We start from the raw sequence: 19866 nt of genomic DNA on the forward strand, positions 1-19866 counted from the left end.
TCGTCCCCTACTTCGGAAGCTGCGCAGCATAGCGCTTGCGCAGCGCATGGAGCCGATCCAGCTGATTAAGCGCCTGCTGGCCTTGCCGCTTCGTCACAGCTACCGTCAATGCATCCACCAATGCAACTGGGGCCGTCATCGAATGAAAGCCCTCCAGCTCCCCCCGATCCAATTGCAGCACAATATCACTCTGCTCCAGCATATCCGAGACGAGCAAATCCGTGACCAGCACCGTCCGATAACCCGCCGCCCTGCCCTGCTCCAAAATAACCGTCAGCTCCGGCGACCGCCTGACAAAGCCAAACATCAGCACGACATCCTCTTCCCCCGCGTGAGTCAACGTTTCAAACAGCTCGCTGCCGCTGGCCTCCATCGCCACCACCTGCACGCCGATCCGATTCAGGCGGAATTGCAGTAGCGCAACGAGGCAGAACGCCGCCCCCGAGCCAAAAATATAAACTTTACGCGCGGCATGAACCGCCTCCACCGTCTGATGAAACGCTGCCCGCTCCACCCGCTGCTTCGTGACCGCAACATTATTTGCGGCTATGTCCAATATTTCGCCCACAACATCGGCGGCTTCCGAATCGACCTTATTTAAAATCTGCTTCATTTTATGAGCAGGGGTAGCATGTTCATTTTGCAGCAAATGCTTCTTGAAGGCTTTCAAATTGGCAAAACCAATCGTGGACCAAAAACGCGAAACGGTCGCCGTACTGACCCCAACTGCCTGCGCAATGTCCTCCTCCGTGCAATAGGGAATTTGCGCAAGCGCGCCCGCTACATAATTGGCTATCGCCTGCTGGCTTTTTGACATTTTGTCCAAATCCATTTTGATATTAATCGGTACCATGATGTGCCCTCCCTATGCCTGTTCCTGTGTCTCAAAAGCATGCTTTCATCAGCAGTATAGCATTCGCTGCAATTTTATGAAAGTTTTTTATCAAAAATTATTTTATGAAAATTATTTTACAGAAACGAAATAATTCGTTGATGATGCGTTAACAGTTCCTCTATATATTGAAAAAGAGTTCGCTGCTGCACTGAGGCAGGCGAAGCGAATCTCGCCTCAATCCCATTTTGCTTAGGAGGAATTTAACGTGACATCCGCGCTTAAACGCCGTTACGAATTGACGCAATCCCAGAAGCTTATGGTGTTCATACTGGCTATGTCGCTTTACGGCATTTCCAATATGTTCTCCGAGCTTATTCCCGAGCTCAAGCTTGGGCCAATTGAAATCAAGGTCGAATATTTTGCCTTCATTCCGCTCACTTTATGTATTTTGTTCAACCCGCTGTATGCCGCGCTGGGCGCTTCCTTCGGCGAAATTATTTTCGGAGAGCTGCTGCTGGGGCAATTCGGCGGACTCGGGGAGCTGGAAAAATTCATTGAGTTCTCGCTCGCCATGTACGTTGCCGGACTGCTCGTCAGCGATCCCCGCAACCGCAAGCAGCTTGCTCTAGCTTCCTTCGTTGCAGTAGGCATTGACCAAATGCTCGGCACGATTGTCGATGTCGGCAAAGTATGGTTTGGGATTGAGGAATTTGAGGCGGTGCCGGGGCTGCCAGAAAGCATTTTGCTCATTGAGGGCCTTAGCTTCCTGAACGCCATGATCATTACGGGCATTTTCTTCTCCCTGCTGCCAACGCTGTTTCTCGTACCAAGACTCTATGGAAAAATCGAGCCGCTGCTCGGCATGAAGCCGCGCGACAGCCGGGTTCCGCTCTCTCTTGGACAGCTGATGACGCCGCGCTTGCTCATTACGGGCATTTGCTTTTTCTTCCTTGCGGTCGTCGCCGAATTTCTGGCCGAGTCAGATATCAACTTCGCCGTCTGGGAGCCGGAATTTATTGAGCAATATGGCAGCGGCTATATGTGGGTGAGCATCGGTGCCGCAGCGCTCGTCCTGCTCGCCACCGTGGCATTCGCGATGCGTTCCAAAGCGAAAACCGCCCAGAAGCCGGGGGATATAAAGCTTTGAGCAACTTACAGCATCAACCTAACGCCGCAACGATGACCGCACGAGCTGCCGCCGCTGCGACTACAGCTCCTATTATTGAAATGAACGACGTTTGCTTTCAATATCCAGGTGCTGAGGGAATGGCCTTGCACGATATAAAGCTGGCGATCCAGCCTGGCGAATTTATCGCCATCGCCGGGACGAATGGGAGCGGCAAATCGACGCTCTGCAAATGCTTGAACGGCCTTATTCCTAATTATTATGTTGGCGATTTGAGCGGATCGATTCGGGTAGCTGGCATGGATGCCGCAAACGAAACGGTGTCCTCCCTTTCACGGAAGGTGACTTACGTCTTTCAGGATTTTGAAAATCAGCTCGTGCGTCCGACTGTGTACGATGAAGCCTGCTTTGCACCGCTTAATTACGGCTATGCGGACTATCGCCAGCGCGGGGAAAGGGCGCTCGCTATGCTTGGTCTTGAGCCTTTACGCGACCAATGGATTTGGCAGCTTAGCGGCGGGCAGAAGCATATGACTGCGCTGGCAGGCGCGCTCGCTCTTGATCCCGATGTCATCATCGTGGACGAGCCTGTCGCCCAGCTTGATCCTTATCATGCCAAGCTGATCTACGATAAGCTCGCCATGCTCAACAAGCAATACGGCAAAACGATCATCGTCATTGAGCATCACACTGAATTTATTGCCGATTATTGCGATAAAGTCGTATTGATGGATAGCGGCACCATTCGCTGGATTAAGCCTGTACAGGAGGCGCTGTCCCGCGTCGATGAATTGGCAGCGCTGAATATTTTGCCGCCGCAGGTCACCTTGGCGGTGCGAAATTGGGAAGCCCGGAGCGGAAAAGCAGCAGCAACGGCAGCCGATTCGCTATATCCGATTACGCTGGCGGAGGCTGCGGTTTATTTTCAGAAGGATACGGAAGCAGTGGCTGGTGCCAAAAAAGCGAATCAGTTGCAAGCCGCTTTTCCGTCTGCTAGGCAGGCCGGGTTTATAGCAAAGCAGGAATCACAAGCGCTCAGCCATTCCGCCAATTCAAGCTCAGTGCCGGCTAAGGCTGCGGATGCGGCGGCACCGCAAGAGTTGATTCGCTTCGAGCATGTATCCTACGGCTACAAAACAATAACGCGTGCGCTTCATCCTGTTATTCGCGATCTGAATCTTTCGATTTACGAGGGCGACCGAATTGCGCTTGTCGGCAACAATGGGGCAGGAAAATCGACACTGCTTAAGCTTATTTCCGGCATTCGCCGTCCCAATAAGGGCGAGCTAACCGTTTGCGGCCGCTTAACGAAGCGCCATTCGCCCGAGCAGCTGTCTGAATTCGTCTCCTTTATCTATCAGCATCCGGAGGAAATGTTTATTGAGGATTCGGTGCGCAAGGATGTGGAGTTTTTCCCAAAAGCCCGAAATAAAGCGGGATTTTCGGCCTTTACCGATGAAGTGCTGGAGCGGCTGCGGCTCACCGAGCTTCAGGATCGCGATGGCAGATTGTTAAGCGGCGGGCAGCAGCGGCGAGCTACCCTTGCAATTGGCCTCGCGATGCGTCCAACGGTGATGCTGCTCGATGAGCCGACGGCCAGTCTCGATGCTTCAAGCCGGCGCGAAATGACCGCCATGCTTGCCGAGCTGGAGGATCAGGTCAAGGCGACGCTGATTGCCACGCATGATATGCAGCTTGTTGCCGAATGGGCAAATCGCGTCATCGTGATGCATAACGGCCAGGTGCTGCTGGATACGGATACGCGTTCCTTGTTCCGCGAGCTTCACGTATTGGAGCAGGCCGGACTTATTCCGCCGCAAATTGTGCTGCTCAGCGATCGGCTTGGCCTAGAGCCGCCTTGTCTGTCCGTTGACGAATTGCTTTGCCGCCTGGCTGGGGCCGCATCTGCGGACGCAGCAGAGCAACTGCCTAGAGAGGAGTCCATCACGAGTGGAAGCCATTAAACAAAATTTGATCGACAAGCTCAGCGTCGAGCAAATCAAAATCGAGCTGATGCGCACCGCCTTCGGCCGCCAATCTACTTTTTTATCGCGCTTCGACCCGAGGATTCTTATCATCTGGTATTCCTTTTTCGCTATAGCGCCGTGGTTCATTCATAACAAATTCATTCTGCTGGGGCTGCTCGTGCCAATCGTCGCGCTCACCTTGTCCTCCAAGGTCAGCCCGCTTGTCCTCATCATTATGGGCATTGGGCTCATCAGCGAAATCAGCTACATTCTGCTTGGCTCGCTGCTGTTCGGCGGAAGTCTCGCCAGCTTCTGGCCCCTCATGACACTTACGCTGAAAATATTGCTCATTTCACTCGCCAGCATTGCTGTATTCTCCAGCATGGACCCCGAGAAGCTGAGCGATGCGCTGCTCAGTCTGGGCATGCCGGCGCAGTTCAGCTTCGGCGTCTCTTATGGCTACCGTATGCTGCCGATACTAATCGAGGAATATCACAACATTATTCACTCCTTCCGCCTGCGCGGACGCTCGCCGCAGCGGAAAGGGATTTTCGGCTGGCGCTCCCTCGTCTATTTGGCGACGATCAGCGTCCGCGCCTTTTATCCGCTAATTTTAAATACAGCGAAGCGCACCCGCACAACGGTTGAAGCGCTGGAGGTGCGCGGCTTTACGTATTCCTTGGTCAGCCCGGACGCGAAGAAGCTGAAGCTCGCCTATTTGCGCATTCGCCCGCTGGACTTTGTATTTCTCGGCTGCTCCCTCTGCTATATGATTGCGCTGGCGGTAGCAGGACAGCATTTTTCTTTATAATTGACTATCGACACGGAAATGGAGACCTCAGCTATATGATGAATCTTGATTTGCACACCCACGGCAAGCTATCGAAAAAAACGCATTTTTCGCTCGACTATTTCGCCGCCATGACGGCTGAAGCCATTGATAATGGTCTAAACGCCATTGCGTTGACCGAGCATTTTAACACATTGAACTATACAGATATGCTGGACCAGCTTGACGCAGCCTTCGCCTATCAGGACGATTATTATGATGTGAATGGCCTGAAGGTGTTTACGGGCATGGAGGTAGATGTTGCGGAGCGCGGGCATATTTTAATCATAGGCAATCGCTTGTACCTGCGCGATTTGCGCCAGCAATTGGAGCCCTATGCGGAAAAAGGCAGCTTTATCCCTTTTTCCGAGCTGATGGATCGTACGGAGGATGCTCCCGTGCTGCGGATTGGTGCGCATCCGATGCGGGAGAGCAATCCGCTTACGCAGTACGCGGCCGAGCAGCTGCGGCGGCTTCACGCGTTGGACATTAACGCGAAGGACTTGTATCAATATGGCCCCGCCATGGCCGATCAGGTTCGCCAGCTTGCGGCTGAAATCGGCTTGCCCGCCTGCGCAGGCAGCGACTCCCATCAGCCGCTCCAGTTCGGCAGCGTATGGAATGTGCTGGAGCGGGATTGCTGCACCGCCGCCGAGCTGCGCGAAGAGCTGCAAAACGGCCGCTACTCCGTAGAAATCTCCCCCTGCCTCAGCGTCAAGGTGAAAGCTGCGCAGATGATGAAGGAGCTTTTGAAGAAAACGATGACGGTGGAATAAGGTTGAGGCTTTTAGTATAAATAGGCTGCTTCCGCGTGGATGATACAACGCGGAAACAGCCTATTTTTTTCAAATTAAATGAATGTGCGCTTAGTAACTCAAATTAGTAATCGCTCGGGATGAATGGCTTGCCTTATCAACCATTGTAAAATAAGACTTAAAATATGCATGGAAATTTTAATGGAAAGTGGGGGAAATTGCTGCCGATCTTCACTTTTAAAGAATATCTCCTCTTTTATCGCCATAATTTAAGCTGAAAGAACTTACATTTATTTATCTGACGAAAGTGAGGGGTGCTTTAAATGCCAAGCATACTACAATATTCTACTCAAGATGTGCAGCCCGGTACAGGTTCCCTGCCGCTGCAATTAACGCAAGGTGTAGAAATCTTTTTGACATCAATATGGCTAACCGCAACCAATACCACAAATCAATTAACTTTTTGGGGAAATGTAGGCTGGTCTATTCAATTGTTGAATCAGGCAGTAACCCCCCAGCTGACTATCCGAATCCGGCAAAATGGCTCCAGTTCAACCGATCCTATATTATTTCAGACAACTGATTCTGAGCTATTCCCTGGAAATTTGGGGTTCATTACACTAACGAATTTTAATACCTCATTCATTCATACAAGGGTACCAGACCCTACAAAAATTGGTGTTGCAGTACCTTTTTACTTGACTGTTTCCTATATTGGGCTAGGAAATGTGGCCATATCAGGTCCCGTCAACTTGACAGGCCAAGTATTAGGCTAGCTTGCATTCCCGAGCTTTCCATGTGACTTATTGTTCGAACATTGCTACTAAGACTCGAGGGGGCGAGGCGCATATATGACTAATATTCCAGTTACAATGGGGACGTTATCTCAGCAGGAGCCATCCATAACAATAAACAGCCTGAACAACTTGACGGTAATCGTTACTTCCAGCAGCATTGCGACAGGCACTTCCAGGATCAATGTATACGTATCGCAAGATGGAGGTTTTACCTATCCTTCAACCCTCACACTCCCTCTTCCAAGCGGATTTACTACTCAAGGCAATGCGGTTGGAGCTTATGGATACAGTAATACGTTTATGATATCGAACACCCAATTAAATATTAACCCGGTCAGAGACTCCTCTATTTCTGTCTATACTTCCACAGATAACGGAGTGACTTTCTCTGGACCCGTTATAACTTGTCAAGGCTATGATGCGCAAATTTATAATGACAAACCTTGGATCTATATCGACAATTCCAATGGCAGTCCCTATCTAGGAATAGCCCATATTGCCTTCACACGTTACTATGATAATTTCGCGGCCTCTGGACAGTTTTATCAACGGTCCTTGGATTCAGGACAGACATGGTCAACTCCACAATTATTGTCCAATCAAATGACCGGAAGCGCAGGATTCGGAACGAATGTCGCTGTAGGGCCAACTGGTCAAGTTTATGTCGCATGGGCCCAATATAGCCCTGGAAACCCGCAGTTTCTCTTCCGTCGTTCTGATGATGGAGGGGTAACCTTCAATCCGATTGTATCCGTATCGAATATATCTCTTGTTCCTAGTCCGCTTCCTGTACCTGGCTGGGGATTTCGAGTTCTCACAAGCGCCTTTCTAGCCGTAGATGTTTCTCCGAATCAAGGTCAAGGGATTGTATACGCTGTGTGGCAGGATTACAGAACAGGTTTTTCACACATCTATCTTTCAAGATCCACGAATGCAGGAAATACTTGGTCTACGCCTATTCAAGTAGACGACAGCCCTCTAGGAACACAAAATTTTTATCCTAATATTTCAGTCTCTCGAGTAACAGGACTCATCCAAATTGTCTATTATACAAATCGAGTAAACTCCAGCTTGCTGGATGTATACGGTACAACCTCTGGTGATGCTGGCGCTACGTTCGCAGTCAATACACGCCTTTCCGCGGCTTCTTTCGACCCTAACGCAGACCCAAGTTACGGAGAGCCTTGCAGATCTCTAGGCGACTATATTGACGTTGCATTTTCTTACCCCGACAGACCAACTACGGTCTGGACCGGAATGATTAACAATGTTCAAAATATTATTTCGAATCTGTAAAATTAATTAAAAAAGCGTTGGGGTGTATTTGCCTTCAACGCTTTTTACGATTTAAATTTTTGGTGTATGAAATGAATTCTAACCTGGTCCAATAAGATCGTTTGATTATTCCGGTATGATTATCAAGGAACTAGTATCAAAAATGTATAACATATCGTAAAAAAGCAATAGCGGTGCTGGTATGAGCAGAGCAGCACCGCATATGGACAAGTTATAGTACCTGTTTCAACGCCGTGCACTTCATATGGAGTGCGACAGGGGCATACGAGCCAATCGATGTGTGATATACGGGTTTCAATCCATGCACTCTGTACGGAGTGCGACGAACGGATGGAAAGCACTCTGCAAAGAGCTAAAGCGTTTCAATCCACGCACTCCGTACGGAGTGCGACCAATAATACCCATGATAGTCAATAGTTATTTTGTGTTTCAATCCACGCACTCCATACGGAGTGCGACCCTACGAAATACCTTTTAGCCCTTTGTAATCGTGTTTCAATCCACGCACTCCATACGGAGTGCGACCTGGAGGCTGGTAGCACGCTGAAAATCTATGTTAGTGGTTTCAATCCACGCACTCCATACGGAGTGCGACACTCTCCGCAAGTTCCGCATTGCTTTTCAATCAGGTTTCAATCCACGCACTCCATACGGAGTGCGACACTCTCCGCAAGTTCCGCATTGCTTTTCAATCAGGTTTCAATCCACGCACTCCATACGGAGTGCGACCCGCCTGAACTGCGGGCACTGGTTGACCAGCACTACGTTTCAATCCACGCACTCCATACGGAGTGCGACAGCGAAAATACTAGTGATTGATCCCATCATGGCATCAATCACCCCATTTTTCAATAAATATAATAGCAAAAAAATCTGAATAAAACCTTGACTTTTCTTGAAATGAATCAAATTCGACAAGTTTCTACAATATTTGAGGTGCGAATCCCCTAGGGTTTTTATGGGAGCTTCACATTCGCAGAATGAACCCGCAAAAATTTTTCACTTATAGAATAAGCGCTGCTTCCATATCATAGGCTTCTTTTGCCCCAATATGCTCAACCTTGCTTTTGTGATTATCACCCAAATTGTAGAAGCGCAGGCTGTCCGTCTGCTTATCGATCAGTTCCTCTAATTCATACTTCAATTGGCGAAACTTCGTCGCATCTACAATACACTCAAATACGGAGTTCTGTACCCTTTGACCGTAATTTAGACAGGTTTTTGCCACTCGGGAGAGCCTTCTACGCCCTTCCTTGCTCGATGTACTCACATCATACGTAATTAATACGAGCATACAATCACCTACTTCCAGAAAAATGGCGGATATTCGTCCAAATCACCACGAATATGCCTCGCAAGCAATAAGGCCTGGGCATAAGGAACGAGCCCCCAGGCTATCTTTTCGTTCAAATAGGGGTGCATAATCTTCTCTTGCTTGCGTTCCTGCCACGCCTTGAGTACCGCTTTCCTCGTGTCATCGTCCATGATGACGGCTCCATTTTCTTTTTTCACGAAGCCGCTGTCGTTAACGACCTTCTTGTTAATCAGGTACAACACCATTCGGTCGGCATACACGCTCCGCAGCTCCTCCATCATATCCAGGGCAAGGGAAGCCCTACCCGGACGATCTCGATGCAGAAAGCCCACGTAAGCATCCAAGCCTACGGACTCCAGCGCGGCTGTCACATCTTTCGCAAGCAGCGAGTAGGTAAACGAAAGCAACGCATTGACATTATCCAGTGGAGGCCGCTTGTTTCGCCCATGGAAAAAAAACTGCTCCTTTTGCTGCAAAATCAACTGGTCAAACACCGAGTTGTATTGCACAGTAGCCGTTCCTTCCAACCCACGCAAAATATCCAGCTGCTCTACGCCGCGAATAAGCTTCATCGTCTCCGATAGCGAAGCACTCACCTGCTTCATTCGCTCAGTGTCCATACGCAGTGCATGATCCCGCAAGGCACGTTCAATAACCCACTTGCTGTTATACACTTTTCCCAAAATCATATTTCTGGCAAAAAAAGCGCTTCGGCGCTCATCATCAGAAATGCGGTACTGCTCCTTGCGGAGCACAACGTTCCCTTTATCCTCACCGACTACCCTTGCCAAAAATCGACCATTGCGTGTCATAAAGGTCAGTTCAATGTTATTTTCTGCGCATTTCCCCATAAGAGCTGGACTGACTCCCGCATAACCAAAGGTGCAGACTCCCTCCAAATTATGGAGGGGATAGCGTCCAGCAATTTCGTCATCTCGCTTTATAACAATATTTTCGCCATCGAGTGATAAATACGTATCCGGCATCGTAACAAACAGCGTATTCAGCAGCTTTTTCATTCGTACAACCTGCTTTCAATAAAGCTTGAAACGGGTTTTCGCTCCAGCATTTCCGGCAAACAAACGACATTCAAAGAGCAGCTCTGACAATGCGTCCCCGTCTTAGCCCGTGGTGTGTGATTCCGCTCATAGTAGTGACGCATCTCCTCAAGACTTTGCTTGACCTTCGCTTTGTCTGCTTCGGTGACCGGCACCTCAACCCGATGCTTGATTTCATCATAATAGAGATAGCCCAACGACAGCTCGCACATTAACATCTCTTCCAAACACATGAGCTGAGCGACTAATTGCGAGCGATCGGAATCGTTCCGCTTCGGCTTGCCGCGTTTGTATTCCACCGGATAAGGAAGGTAAACCCCTTCCTCACCCGCCAGCGGAACACCCGAGCTATCTCGAACAAACTCAACGACATCGCATATGCCGGAAATGCCCAGCCGCCGCGACTGTACAGGAAGCGCACGGACAATGAGCTTGTCCCCGCGTTTCTCTCGCAGCATCGGCTGGTCGGCTTTACGATGCAAATGCGCACCCTCTACCGTGCGGACATTTTCTTCCCATTGCTGCTCAATATGGATAAGCGCCCATTGCCTCCGGCAAAAGTTGAAATGCTGAATGCCAGATAGCATTAGAAAATCTTCTTCGTTATTGTCCCACATATCTTTGGGGCTCCAAGCCCTCAAGCGGCTGAATCGTCCAAGTATAGTCGTCGATCGACTTTCCTTCGACTACTCCTTCTTTCAATTGAATTTGCAAAGAGCGATGTACCTTCGCTGAGGAATATTGTCCAAGCTTGGACTGGTGTTTCCACCAGTAAAGCTGATGGACTTCCATGCTGCCGTCCGGGCGCGCGGATGAGGTATCATTTTCAAAAAGAGTAATAAGTGCCTGTCTAATCTTCTCCGTATCGTCCATAGTAAAGCCTGTTTTCTCCGCCAATTGTGTATTGATGCTGCCATAGATGACATACACGCCAAAATCCACTCTATGCTTCATCCCCATCGTGTCTGAGCCCTTCTTGTTTGGGTCCCTGCCCGTCACCGAATTGACGCTTTTCGTAATTTGCATGCTGGAAATAGAGATTGGCTCGACGCTGAAGGCTGTATGAATAGATACCGGGCCCCGAATACCAACAGACACATCGGTACCGCTAAAAGCAAACACCTGACCGAAGCTCCGTACATCAATCCATGCCTTGCAGGCTGCCTGGGCGTAAAGCTCATTGTTTTGCTTTTTACCCTTGGCATACTCTTGAATGTCGGCATTCGCATCAACGCGCTCTTTAATGCTGCGGTACCCATCGTCCCGACGCTCATCCGACTGTACGAGAATCGCTTCTCCCATGTCCTGCAACCTGTTGCGGATTTTGCGCTTTAGGCACACATCGGAAATTTCGCCATTCCCTTCATAGGTTTGCCTTGGACGATTGCCATTCAATGGATCGCCATTGGGATTGGCATTTTGGACGGACAGAATAACGGCAAAATCAATTTTATGGTCAAGTACGCTCATTTAAATCTCTCCCTGTATATTTATTAGTAAACTCGTAGATTGCTAGACTTGGCTATTCCTCAATATCGTCTTGGTCACTGTCCTGACCCTGTGTTATGTCGCTGCCTTTATCTTTCTTGCTCGTATACAGATCGTGGCGCTGGCTATAAAAACCAAGCAGGTACAACCCGCTAAGCGGACTATCCGTAAACTCCTCAGGCTTCAGCATCGCACCCACTTCATCCAGCAAACTATTGTAGTACCTAGCATCCGTCCCCATCCGCGCCTGATAAGGTTGAAGGTTGGATTGGATAATACTCCATGTACGTCCCGGACGCTGGGCAAAAGCGTTCATGTAGCGCACTGCGTTCGTTGCCCGCTTCTCTTCTTTGCCTAACGCCCTTCTCTCAAGCACATCAGCAATCGCAAGCATTCTGCCAAACAGATAGCTGCGATCATCCAATTGTTTATTCAGGCTCACTTGGAAGGCCCCCTTCTTATTCGTTTTATTGACGAGCGCACAGGTGATGCTCAGCGTCTTCTCCCATTCCCATGGCTCCATACCTACAGGATTAGAGGCGCGGCTTATCGCGCTGCGAACGATATCTATCGGGATCGGACGCCCATCTACGATGCAGGGCAGCATCCGCTCCAGCAGCCCTTTCACCACCTTGTCGCTTGCCCGCGGCCCGTAAGCGGCAAAACAATATCCTTTGTAGCTGGCGCTCCTGTAAATGCTGCATAGCTATCCTCCTCGTTTTTGCGGTACCTATGGCGCCAAAAACAGGATTCATGCCATTGCTGCAATCGATCCATGAACAGCTCGCGATTCATATCGCGGTAATATACAATAGACAGCCGTCCCGGAGTAGCTGCATCCAGCGTCATAATAATGACATTCGATTTATATTCGCCGTCGTAACGGTAGCCGCTAAGTGCCTTTCTTACTTCTTCTGCATGCTCCCTATGCGCTGCATTTCCAACCGACAGCTCGTCATCCTCCTCCTTATCCAGATAGTCGAACAAATCCCCCGCCGGGTCTGGCACTTCGATCCGATCTGGTCCCCACACCAGAAAAACTTTACCGTCGAGCGTGAAGGATTGACGGTCAATCAGCCATTTCAGCGCATTATGCGCCTTCTGCGAAGCCTCATAGCTGACGGAGGCTGCATCACGGCTCGTACGAAATCTCCCCCGAAACGTGAAGCCGCTTGAGTCATTCGCTGAAATAAGCTTCGTTTTATCGCCAGAGTTGCGGATTTTCGAAGCATGCTTGTCCGCATAAGGAAGCTGCTCGCCTGTCACATAACATAAGTCCGTCTCTGCAAGCTGCCCATTATAAAAATCAATAAAGGACTGCTGAACTTCCCGGTCCCGCCACAGCCTTGGCTCAGTTTCACCTGGAATTTGCACAGCGAATCGTACAAAAGCCGAGCTTTGATCAGAGGCAATCACTTTGAAAATATCTGGCTTCTCCTTGCTTTCCTCGCCTTCCGGTGACACCCATTTTTCCAGAAGCTTGCCCTTGTTATCTGTCCATAGCACGTTATGCTCTACTAAATCCGCTATCAACGTACCTTTCTGCAAATATTGATAGACACTCTCCACCTTTGGATGTGAAAAAGCAGACGTACACCATTTACGCAGCTGCTCCATATAATCCGCATAAGGCGTATGCTTTTTCACCTCGCCAACATATTGCTCATAGTCGCCAGCGACATACATAAGCTTATCGAACAACGGATATGGAACGGGCGCGCTTGTCCGGCTTGCCGCAGCCTCAGTGCAAGGAATGATTGTGCTTCCTTCCTCCTTTGCAATGGGTTTTGCTCCTTGAAACACGCCCTTCCCGTTCAAATTCACTTCAATATGCGCACTCTGCGTCGTATGTGAAATCGGGATGAGCGCATATTCACGGCCATTTCTTTTTTTCTCAAAAACTCCTATAGCATCTGTATGGTTGTCATAGGTTTTGCTCAAATTTGCTAGCCAGCTCATGCATTCTCCCCCTCTGCAAATATTTGCTCATGCAGTTGGTCGACAGGCTCCATATTTTCAGGGCCAAATGCTTTTGCGGCACCTTCCCCGGTTTTGCGAGTCAGAAGGCAAGCCTCTGGACGAATGAATTTGATGATGCCATGCTCCATCCTGGCTCTCCAAAGCCTGGTCTCGCGTTCCGAGCTTCCCGTTTCATCCGGATAGCTAATGCCATGCACCATATGGCCAAAGTCAATTTCCGGCACCTTATCATAAGAGCCTTCTCCTATGCCAAATTCGCAAGGCTCTACATACCCCTGACATTCACGAGTCCCGAGAAAAATATCCCTGCGCCCTCCTGCCTGAACCGATCGTTTAGCAATATTATGATGCTTATGTTCATTGCGATCATAGACGAGATCTTCCCGATAAGGATTAAACTCAAAATAGGCGCGAACCTGATATTTCACATCCTTCAAATAGGTATAATAGGCAAGCATATTTCCGCCGTTATATTCAATGGGGCGAATTCCCTTGGACTCCGTCTGAATGACGTTCATGATACGAACTTCATCGATGTACCAAATGAATGTGGGCTTCCAGTAAATCGATTCCACAATCCCTTTCAGAGCTTGATAAGTAGGAACCTGATAGCTGAATTTCTCTCCCCCGATTTTGGTCAATGGGTCTGTAAATAACGCGTATTTCCCGTTTACCTCGAACTCAATTTGATTACGCATGGATATCCTCCCTTCCTTTAAATAATTGCAGACGAAAACTCTCCATCGCCATTTGTCTCCACGCCAAACCGCTTAGAATAAGCCGTTTCACTTAATGCCAGCACCTCGCCATGCAGAAGGGGCTGAATATTGCCATTTTTATCAAGCTTCCTAAACTCATGCTCATAAATGTTGACGACATATGGCTGAAGCTTACGCAGCAGTATGCCCAGCTCCCCTCCCTTCAGATCGCCGTTTAAATCAAGAATCAGCTCTCTCGCTTCCTCGTTATAAGGAACAAGCACCGTTCTCGCCATATTGCTAATGACTTCAAAATACTGCTCAGCCGTAGCTAACGCCGAAAAGCTTACCAGTTCAGGAAGCTTGCCGTGCTTCCCTTTGTAACCAGCAGCGTAATTTTTGTTTTGTTGCAGCAGCTCAAAAATATTTTGATCAAGCTTCTGTACATGGTACTGCATGTCGTCTTTTATCAGGCCATAGTAGTAGCTAAAATAAGCCTGCATTGCCGCCTTTGATAGCAGATCACCCCCATAGAGTTTCGGGTCTTCCTTCATCTCGTTCAATATGCGCTGTGCCTGCTCCGCCCCAATGCTAATCTCCTTCAAATGCGTCAGCACCTCATCCGCAGACTTAATTATATAAACGCTCCGAATAGCGTCCTTCCCATGCCGGTTGCATCTGCCCGCTGCTTGCGCAATGGAGTCAAGTCCCGCCAGAGAGCGGACAACACATTCAAAGCTAATGTTGACGCCTGCCTCAATAAGCTGCGTACTGACGCAAATGACCCGCTCCTTCCCATCCGAGGCGAGTGCTTCCTTCAGCTCTTTCAGCACATCCTTACGATGAGCCGCGCACATATTCGTGCTGAGATGAAACAGCCTTGCATCACAGTCCCCTGGCCTCTGACGTTCCTCCAGCTCAGCGAACAGCTTGCGCACAGCCGGCTTCGTATTCAAAATCACCAGCGTGCTGTCGACCTCTTCCATTCTACTCAGCACAAAGTCTGCCAGCTCCTCTGCCTTCCAGCCGCTCGGAGTCGTTCGATCCACAACCTCCACCCGCTTAAAGCTCCGACCTACTTCGTCCAGATTACCGATTATTTCAGCATCCTCCTTCAAATGCAGGCGATGCTTCACTCCCTCCAGAGCAGGCTGCGTCGCCGTGCAAAGCAGCAGGCTGGACCGCCCAAATGCATGCAGAAAATTCAATGCCGCATTAAACAACGAGATACATTTGATTGGTACAGACTGCACCTCGTCGAAAATAATGACCGCATTCGAAAGCTGATGCAGCCTCCGAACATTCCGCGTTCCCTTCGCATAAAACGTATTCAGAAACTGGACCATCGTTGTAAAAATAATCGGGCGGTCCCACGTATCTCTCGCCAGCTTTATTTTCTTGCGCCGGACCTCATAGGCGTCGGCTTCCTCCACTTTTTCAGGCGGATCAGGCTCCTCAATGACATTCGAATGATGCTCCAAAATCATATCTTGTTCCTGCAAAATATCCCGAATCTCCTGCGCATTCTGCTCAATAATCGTTGTATACGGCACGATATAGATGATGCGCTGCTTTCCTGTCTCTATCGCATGCTTTAACGCGTAACGCAAGCTCGCCAGCGTCTTGCCGCCCCCTGTAGGAATCGATAATGTATAGATGCCTGACGGACGAAGCGCGAAAGCATCACATTGCAGCGACATTTCCCGTCTCAGGCGGTTAATCGGATGGTCGGCATCCTCCGCTTCGTCCATTTCGTCCAGCTTATTCATTAAAGCCTCATAGCTTCTCTTGAAAAATGGACCATGATCCTCCGCGGGCTCTGCTGCTTCCTCCTCTTCAAACTGCCGCGAATTGGTGCGGTCCGCATCAATCAGGCAGCTGAAAATATACTTGATCAGCAGCGAACAGGTAATCCTGGGCAGTTTATATTGCTGCATAACCGCTACAAGCTGTTCAAGCTCGGCTGCTGCCTTGGCAAAATACGCATCCAGTTCAGCCTCGGTATGCTGCTCGAAGAAAACCGCATTGGCTTGCTCATAGCCCTGCTCAATATCTGCCTCCTTCTTTTCCTCCACTCTTTTTAGGAATGGCGATGTTTTGCCCGGATCAATAAAATCCCGCAGCCCTTGATGATGGGAAATAATGCAGTTGGCGATCCATTCTGCCGCCATCTTATGCGTATTTTTCGTACTTTTCTTATGGTACCTGTGATAAATCAGCCTGCCGCCCGCAGTTGAATGATCGACTGAGCCTCTTTTCGGTGCCTTGCCCCCAGCCTCATCATTCGCCGCCGCTACTGCGAGCTGGATATAATTTTTAAAAGCAGTCGTATTTTTACCGAGGTCATGAAGCCAGCCTGCTAGTCCTGCCAGATGGCTTGCACCAATCTTTCCTCCAAGCTGCTCGCAGCCTTCCTTTACTTCTATTAAATGTTCTTTGACCGTTTGAATTTTGCCGTCTTTCTCTCGAATATGTGCAATATACACCAAAGCGCCTCCTGAACTGGATATAAAACACACATTCGACAATTTCCAACATATTCCTCTATTTCCAACTAAAATTTTCTATAAATTGATAAAATTTAACTTTTTTCAAACACAAAAGACCACTCCTTTTGGGAGTGGTCTTTTGTATCAAACAAATAAATAGCTATAGCTGTCGACTATCCAACGCCGCCAGCATCGTTTCACCCAAATAAGACAAGGGCAATTTCAACATGGGAACTTTGTTAATTTTGCGGTTCAATTTGCAAAACCACTGGGCATGTATCTCTCCCTTTTCTTCCATTTAAAATCCATCATCCCAAGCTCGCTTTCAAGCTTTTTCGTACATTGTAAAGTAAACATATCCGCTCATCTCCTACCTGAAGTGTTTATTGAAAAGAAATGCTGGATTCGGCCCTAAACATCGCTATTTTTCCATACAAGCTGCTAACCGTCTCCCATCACCACAGCGCTGCCTAAAGCCCACTGTTCTCCCATTGTACAAACTGCTGCGGATTCGCCCGAATGTACGTACGGATGAGCCTTAAGCTCTGCGGGGCGATTTCATTTAAATGTGAAAATAATCGGCTGGCCGCAGCCATAAGGTCATGATCCTGCTCCAAATCTTTCAAAACCGCATCGCTCCACTGCAGGCCGAGTCTCACTCTTCTCTCCTCGAAAATCTCCTTCGTCTCCTCAAGCAAGCGCAGCATAGAGCTGTCGCCAAAAAATTGCAGCCCGCTGATTACACCTGACCAATAGCCCGGTTCGGCAAGCAGTTGAGAAACCCACCCATAATATTCGCTGACCGAATTTTTGGCATGATCGTAAAACACTCGGAACATGCATAACGCCCGTTGGCTCTCATTGAGCCCGGCCATCGCTTCGGTTTTCGCCTGTCTATCTTTGCCGCGAATTTCCAGAAGAATATGCTTGCTGCAAGCCCAGCCAAGCCTTTCATCGTTCAAGGTATCAAAATCCTGTTTGCTCATTACGGCTAACACCATCTAAATACCACCCCTTTTTAGACTATCATCTATGTCAATCAAAGTGTTATAGAAAAACCCATGCATTGTCAATAGCTGGTTAAGCCGATACAAAAAACGCCAAACGCCCACTATTTGAATAGTAGAGAGGCATTTGACGCTTTGCTCGATTAGCTATCAATCACAATTCTAAACACCAGCCTTGCGTTTAAACAGCAAATACATAAAAAACGGAGCCCCGACTCCTGCCGTAAACACACCAGCGGGAATATCGAGCGGCATAAACAGCATTCGCCCAGCTAAATCGGCAAGCAGCAGAACAATTGCGCCCAATAGCGCAGACACCGGGATAATCATTGCATACGAATGGCCCGCAACCCTTCTAGCCATATGAGGCGCAAGCAGCCCGATAAAAGAAATCGTTCCGGCAATGCCAACCGCCGCTCCGGCAAGCGCCACACTAAAGAACAGCAGCAGCAAGCGGCTTAGTTGAAGCCGGCTTCCCAAGCCGCGCGCGACGTCCTCGCCTAACGACTGCACATTCAATTCCTTGGCAAAAAGCAGCGCCAATGGAATAAACACAACGACCCACGGCCAAAGCGCTTGAATATACGACCAATTCGTGCCGTAAATGCTGCCCGTCATCCAGTTCAGCACCTGCGCCGCCAAATAAGCGGGACCGCTTATGAGCAGAAACATCGTAAGGGCGCTCATCGCCGTCGATATGCCAATGCCGATCAGCACGAGCCGCAGCGTGGAGACACCTTTTTTCCAGGCCAAGCCGTAATTGAGCGCCGCTGCGACAAAAGCGCCCAAAATCGCAATGACCGGAACGAAGTGGATGCTGTAGCCGGTGAACAAGGTCATAAAACCAACGACCGCGACAGACGCGCCGCCCGTTACACCAAGCAAATCCGGCGATGCCAGCGAATTGCGAATGACGCCCTGCAGCAAGGAGCCTGCAACCGCTAATGCTGCGCCAATGAGCAAGGCGGCTAGGATCCGTGGCAAACGGAACTGCATAATAATTAAATCGCTGTCCTCCGTATTGCGGCCCAACAGCGACAGCAGCACTTCTTTAACCGGAATAGCGACGCTGCCCATAGCTAAGCATAAAATACTTAAACCAACGAGTACGATGCTTAGCGTAAGCAGGATGGAGATATTTTTCCCTGTACGCTGCTTAGGCATATTTCTTCCTCCTCGCCACATGAATCAGGAACGGAACGCCAATAAGCGCCGTTGCAACGCCTACTGGAACCTCCTTCGGCAGGAGCACGAATCGGGACAGCAGATCGGCCGCCACCAGCAGCAAAGCCCCTGCCACTGCAACGTAGGGAAGCAGCCAGCGGTGATCATTTCCGACCAGCGCCCGGCATAAATGAGGAATAACCAGCCCGATGAAAGCAATCGGCCCCGCGGCAGAAACAGCACTGCCCGCAAGCAGCACGACAGCTGCCGTACATAGAAGACGGATTAGCATGAGACGCTGCCCCAGTCCCTTCGCATTATCGTCGCCGAGTGCCATTACATTCAAGGAGCCCGAGAGCAGGAATGCGAGCAGCAGCCCGGCGATTATGTATGGCAGCACCATCACAAGATGGTTCAGTTCCCTCCCTGACACGGAGCCGACCATCCAGAATAACGCCGATTCAAGCGACTGCTTATTGATTAAAATAAGACCCGAGGTTACCGAGCTCGAAAATGCCGCTACACAAGCTCCTGCCAAGGTGAGCCGAATCGGCTCAAAGCCTCCTCTTCCCTGCATGCCAAGCGCATAGACGAATACGGCCGTGACCGCCGCCCCGATAAAAGCAAGTCCAATCATATGACTCATCGTCAGCGACGAGCCGAACAAGGCTAGCCCAACGACAATAAACAGCACCGCACCGGAATTAATGCCAAAAATCGACGGCGACGCAAGCGGATTGCGCGTCAGCACCTGCATAATGGCGCCGGCCACCGCCAGGCTCGCTCCTACTGCAGCCGCAATAAGCGCTCGGGGCACGCGGGTATGGATCAAAATCAGGTGCTCATTCGAGCCATCGAACTCGCTGTAGGCGAGCCACAAATCTTTTAAGCCAAATTGCTGGAGCCCGAACAATACGCTCGCAAGCATGCAAATAAGCAGAATCACGATACCCGCTGCGAGAACAGCAAGCTTGCTGCCTGGCCTCTCCATCCACTTAGACATCCTCTCTCCCCTTCCCTATATTTCAAAAAAAAGCTGACGCCAATAAAAATGACGTCAGC

16 protein-coding genes, 1 pseudogene and 1 CRISPR repeat array are annotated in these 19866 nt (G+C 49.5%); of the genes and pseudogenes, 6 read left to right on the top strand and 11 right to left on the bottom strand.

What is annotated here, in order from left to right; all coding sequences use genetic code 11:
• Positions 1–7: 7 nt before the first annotated feature.
• The gene (locus BBD42_RS03180; RefSeq protein WP_099516963.1) at positions 8–853 is read right to left on the bottom strand and encodes a MurR/RpiR family transcriptional regulator; all 846 of its coding nucleotides are present in this window, start codon (positions 851–853) and stop codon (positions 8–10) included.
• A gap of 298 nt (positions 854–1151) precedes the next feature.
• Here BBD42_RS03180 and BBD42_RS03185 point away from each other — a divergent pair, with 298 nt between their 5' ends.
• The 6 genes from BBD42_RS03185 to BBD42_RS03205 all read left to right on the top strand — a co-directional run bounded on the left by BBD42_RS03185 (position 1152) and on the right by BBD42_RS03205 (position 7605).
• Positions 1152–1982 carry a DUF8171 family membrane protein gene (locus BBD42_RS03185; protein ID WP_099521425.1) on the top strand — a complete coding sequence of 277 codons (831 nt, stop codon included), beginning with the start codon at positions 1152–1154 and terminating at the stop codon, positions 1980–1982.
• Entirely contained in the window at positions 1979–3925 is a 1947-nt protein-coding gene (locus BBD42_RS03190; RefSeq protein ID WP_237163349.1) for an ABC transporter ATP-binding protein, read from the top strand. Before BBD42_RS03185 ends, BBD42_RS03190 begins: the two co-directional genes overlap by 4 nt.
• Positions 3912–4739, top strand: coding sequence for an energy-coupling factor transporter transmembrane component T family protein (locus BBD42_RS03195; protein WP_237163350.1), 828 nt, complete (start codon positions 3912–3914; stop codon positions 4737–4739). The genes BBD42_RS03190 and BBD42_RS03195 overlap by 14 nt, the downstream gene beginning before the upstream one ends.
• A gap of 35 nt (positions 4740–4774) precedes the next feature.
• Positions 4775–5533 carry a PHP-associated domain-containing protein gene (locus tag BBD42_RS03200; protein WP_237163351.1) on the top strand — a complete coding sequence of 253 codons (759 nt, stop codon included), beginning with the start codon at positions 4775–4777 and terminating at the stop codon, positions 5531–5533.
• A 302-nt stretch (positions 5534–5835) separates the two neighbouring features.
• Positions 5836–6288, top strand: a complete 453-nt coding sequence (locus BBD42_RS31500; RefSeq protein WP_150131502.1) for a hypothetical protein — start codon at positions 5836–5838, stop codon at positions 6286–6288.
• A gap of 75 nt (positions 6289–6363) precedes the next feature.
• Positions 6364–7605, top strand: a complete 1242-nt coding sequence (locus tag BBD42_RS03205; RefSeq protein ID WP_099516964.1) for a sialidase family protein — start codon at positions 6364–6366, stop codon at positions 7603–7605.
• Between the two features lie 291 nt (positions 7606–7896).
• A CRISPR array of direct repeats spans positions 7897–8403; the repeat unit is 33 nt; unit sequence GTTTCAATCCACGCACTCCATACGGAGTGCGAC.
• Positions 8404–8608: 205 nt separating this feature from the next.
• Here BBD42_RS03205 and cas2 read toward each other — a convergent pair.
• From cas2 to BBD42_RS03255, 10 genes and pseudogenes are all read right to left on the bottom strand, one after another.
• Positions 8609–8899 carry a CRISPR-associated endonuclease Cas2 gene (cas2, locus tag BBD42_RS03210; protein WP_099516965.1) on the bottom strand — a complete coding sequence of 97 codons (291 nt, stop codon included), beginning with the start codon at positions 8897–8899 and terminating at the stop codon, positions 8609–8611.
• An 8-nt stretch (positions 8900–8907) separates the two neighbouring features.
• Positions 8908–9939, bottom strand: a complete 1032-nt coding sequence (gene cas1c, locus BBD42_RS03215) for a type I-C CRISPR-associated endonuclease Cas1c (protein ID WP_099516966.1) — start codon at positions 9937–9939, stop codon at positions 8908–8910.
• Positions 9936–10595 carry a CRISPR-associated protein Cas4 gene (gene cas4 / locus BBD42_RS03220; protein ID WP_099516967.1) on the bottom strand — a complete coding sequence of 220 codons (660 nt, stop codon included), beginning with the start codon at positions 10593–10595 and terminating at the stop codon, positions 9936–9938. Before cas4 ends, cas1c begins: the two co-directional genes overlap by 4 nt.
• Positions 10582–11448, bottom strand: coding sequence for a type I-C CRISPR-associated protein Cas7/Csd2 (cas7c, locus tag BBD42_RS03225; protein ID WP_099516968.1), 867 nt, complete (start codon positions 11446–11448; stop codon positions 10582–10584). The genes cas4 and cas7c overlap by 14 nt, the downstream gene beginning before the upstream one ends.
• A 52-nt stretch (positions 11449–11500) precedes the next feature.
• Positions 11501–13425, bottom strand: a pseudogene (gene cas8c, locus BBD42_RS03230) (type I-C CRISPR-associated protein Cas8c/Csd1).
• A complete protein-coding gene (gene cas5c / locus BBD42_RS03235) occupies positions 13422–14144 on the bottom strand; it encodes a type I-C CRISPR-associated protein Cas5c (RefSeq protein WP_099516969.1) in 723 nt (240 codons plus the stop codon). The pseudogene cas8c and the gene cas5c overlap by 4 nt, the downstream one beginning before the upstream one ends.
• 17 nt (positions 14145–14161) lie before the next feature.
• Entirely contained in the window at positions 14162–16630 is a 2469-nt protein-coding gene (gene cas3 / locus BBD42_RS03240) for a CRISPR-associated helicase Cas3' (protein ID WP_348272586.1), read from the bottom strand.
• A 473-nt stretch (positions 16631–17103) separates the two neighbouring features.
• On the bottom strand, positions 17104–17634 hold the full coding sequence (locus BBD42_RS03245; RefSeq protein WP_099516971.1) for a DMP19 family protein: 531 nt from the start codon (positions 17632–17634) through the stop codon (positions 17104–17106).
• Positions 17635–17802: 168 nt separating this feature from the next.
• On the bottom strand, positions 17803–18804 hold the full coding sequence (locus tag BBD42_RS03250; RefSeq protein ID WP_099516972.1) for a FecCD family ABC transporter permease: 1002 nt from the start codon (positions 18802–18804) through the stop codon (positions 17803–17805).
• On the bottom strand, positions 18797–19807 hold the full coding sequence (locus tag BBD42_RS03255; RefSeq protein WP_099516973.1) for a FecCD family ABC transporter permease: 1011 nt from the start codon (positions 19805–19807) through the stop codon (positions 18797–18799). The genes BBD42_RS03250 and BBD42_RS03255 overlap by 8 nt, the downstream gene beginning before the upstream one ends.
• Between the last annotated feature and the right edge of the window lie 59 nt (positions 19808–19866).

Origin of the sequence: Paenibacillus sp. BIHB 4019, from assembly GCF_002741035.1 — a bacterium.
In the GTDB taxonomy this organism is placed as follows: domain Bacteria; phylum Bacillota; class Bacilli; order Paenibacillales; family Paenibacillaceae; genus Pristimantibacillus.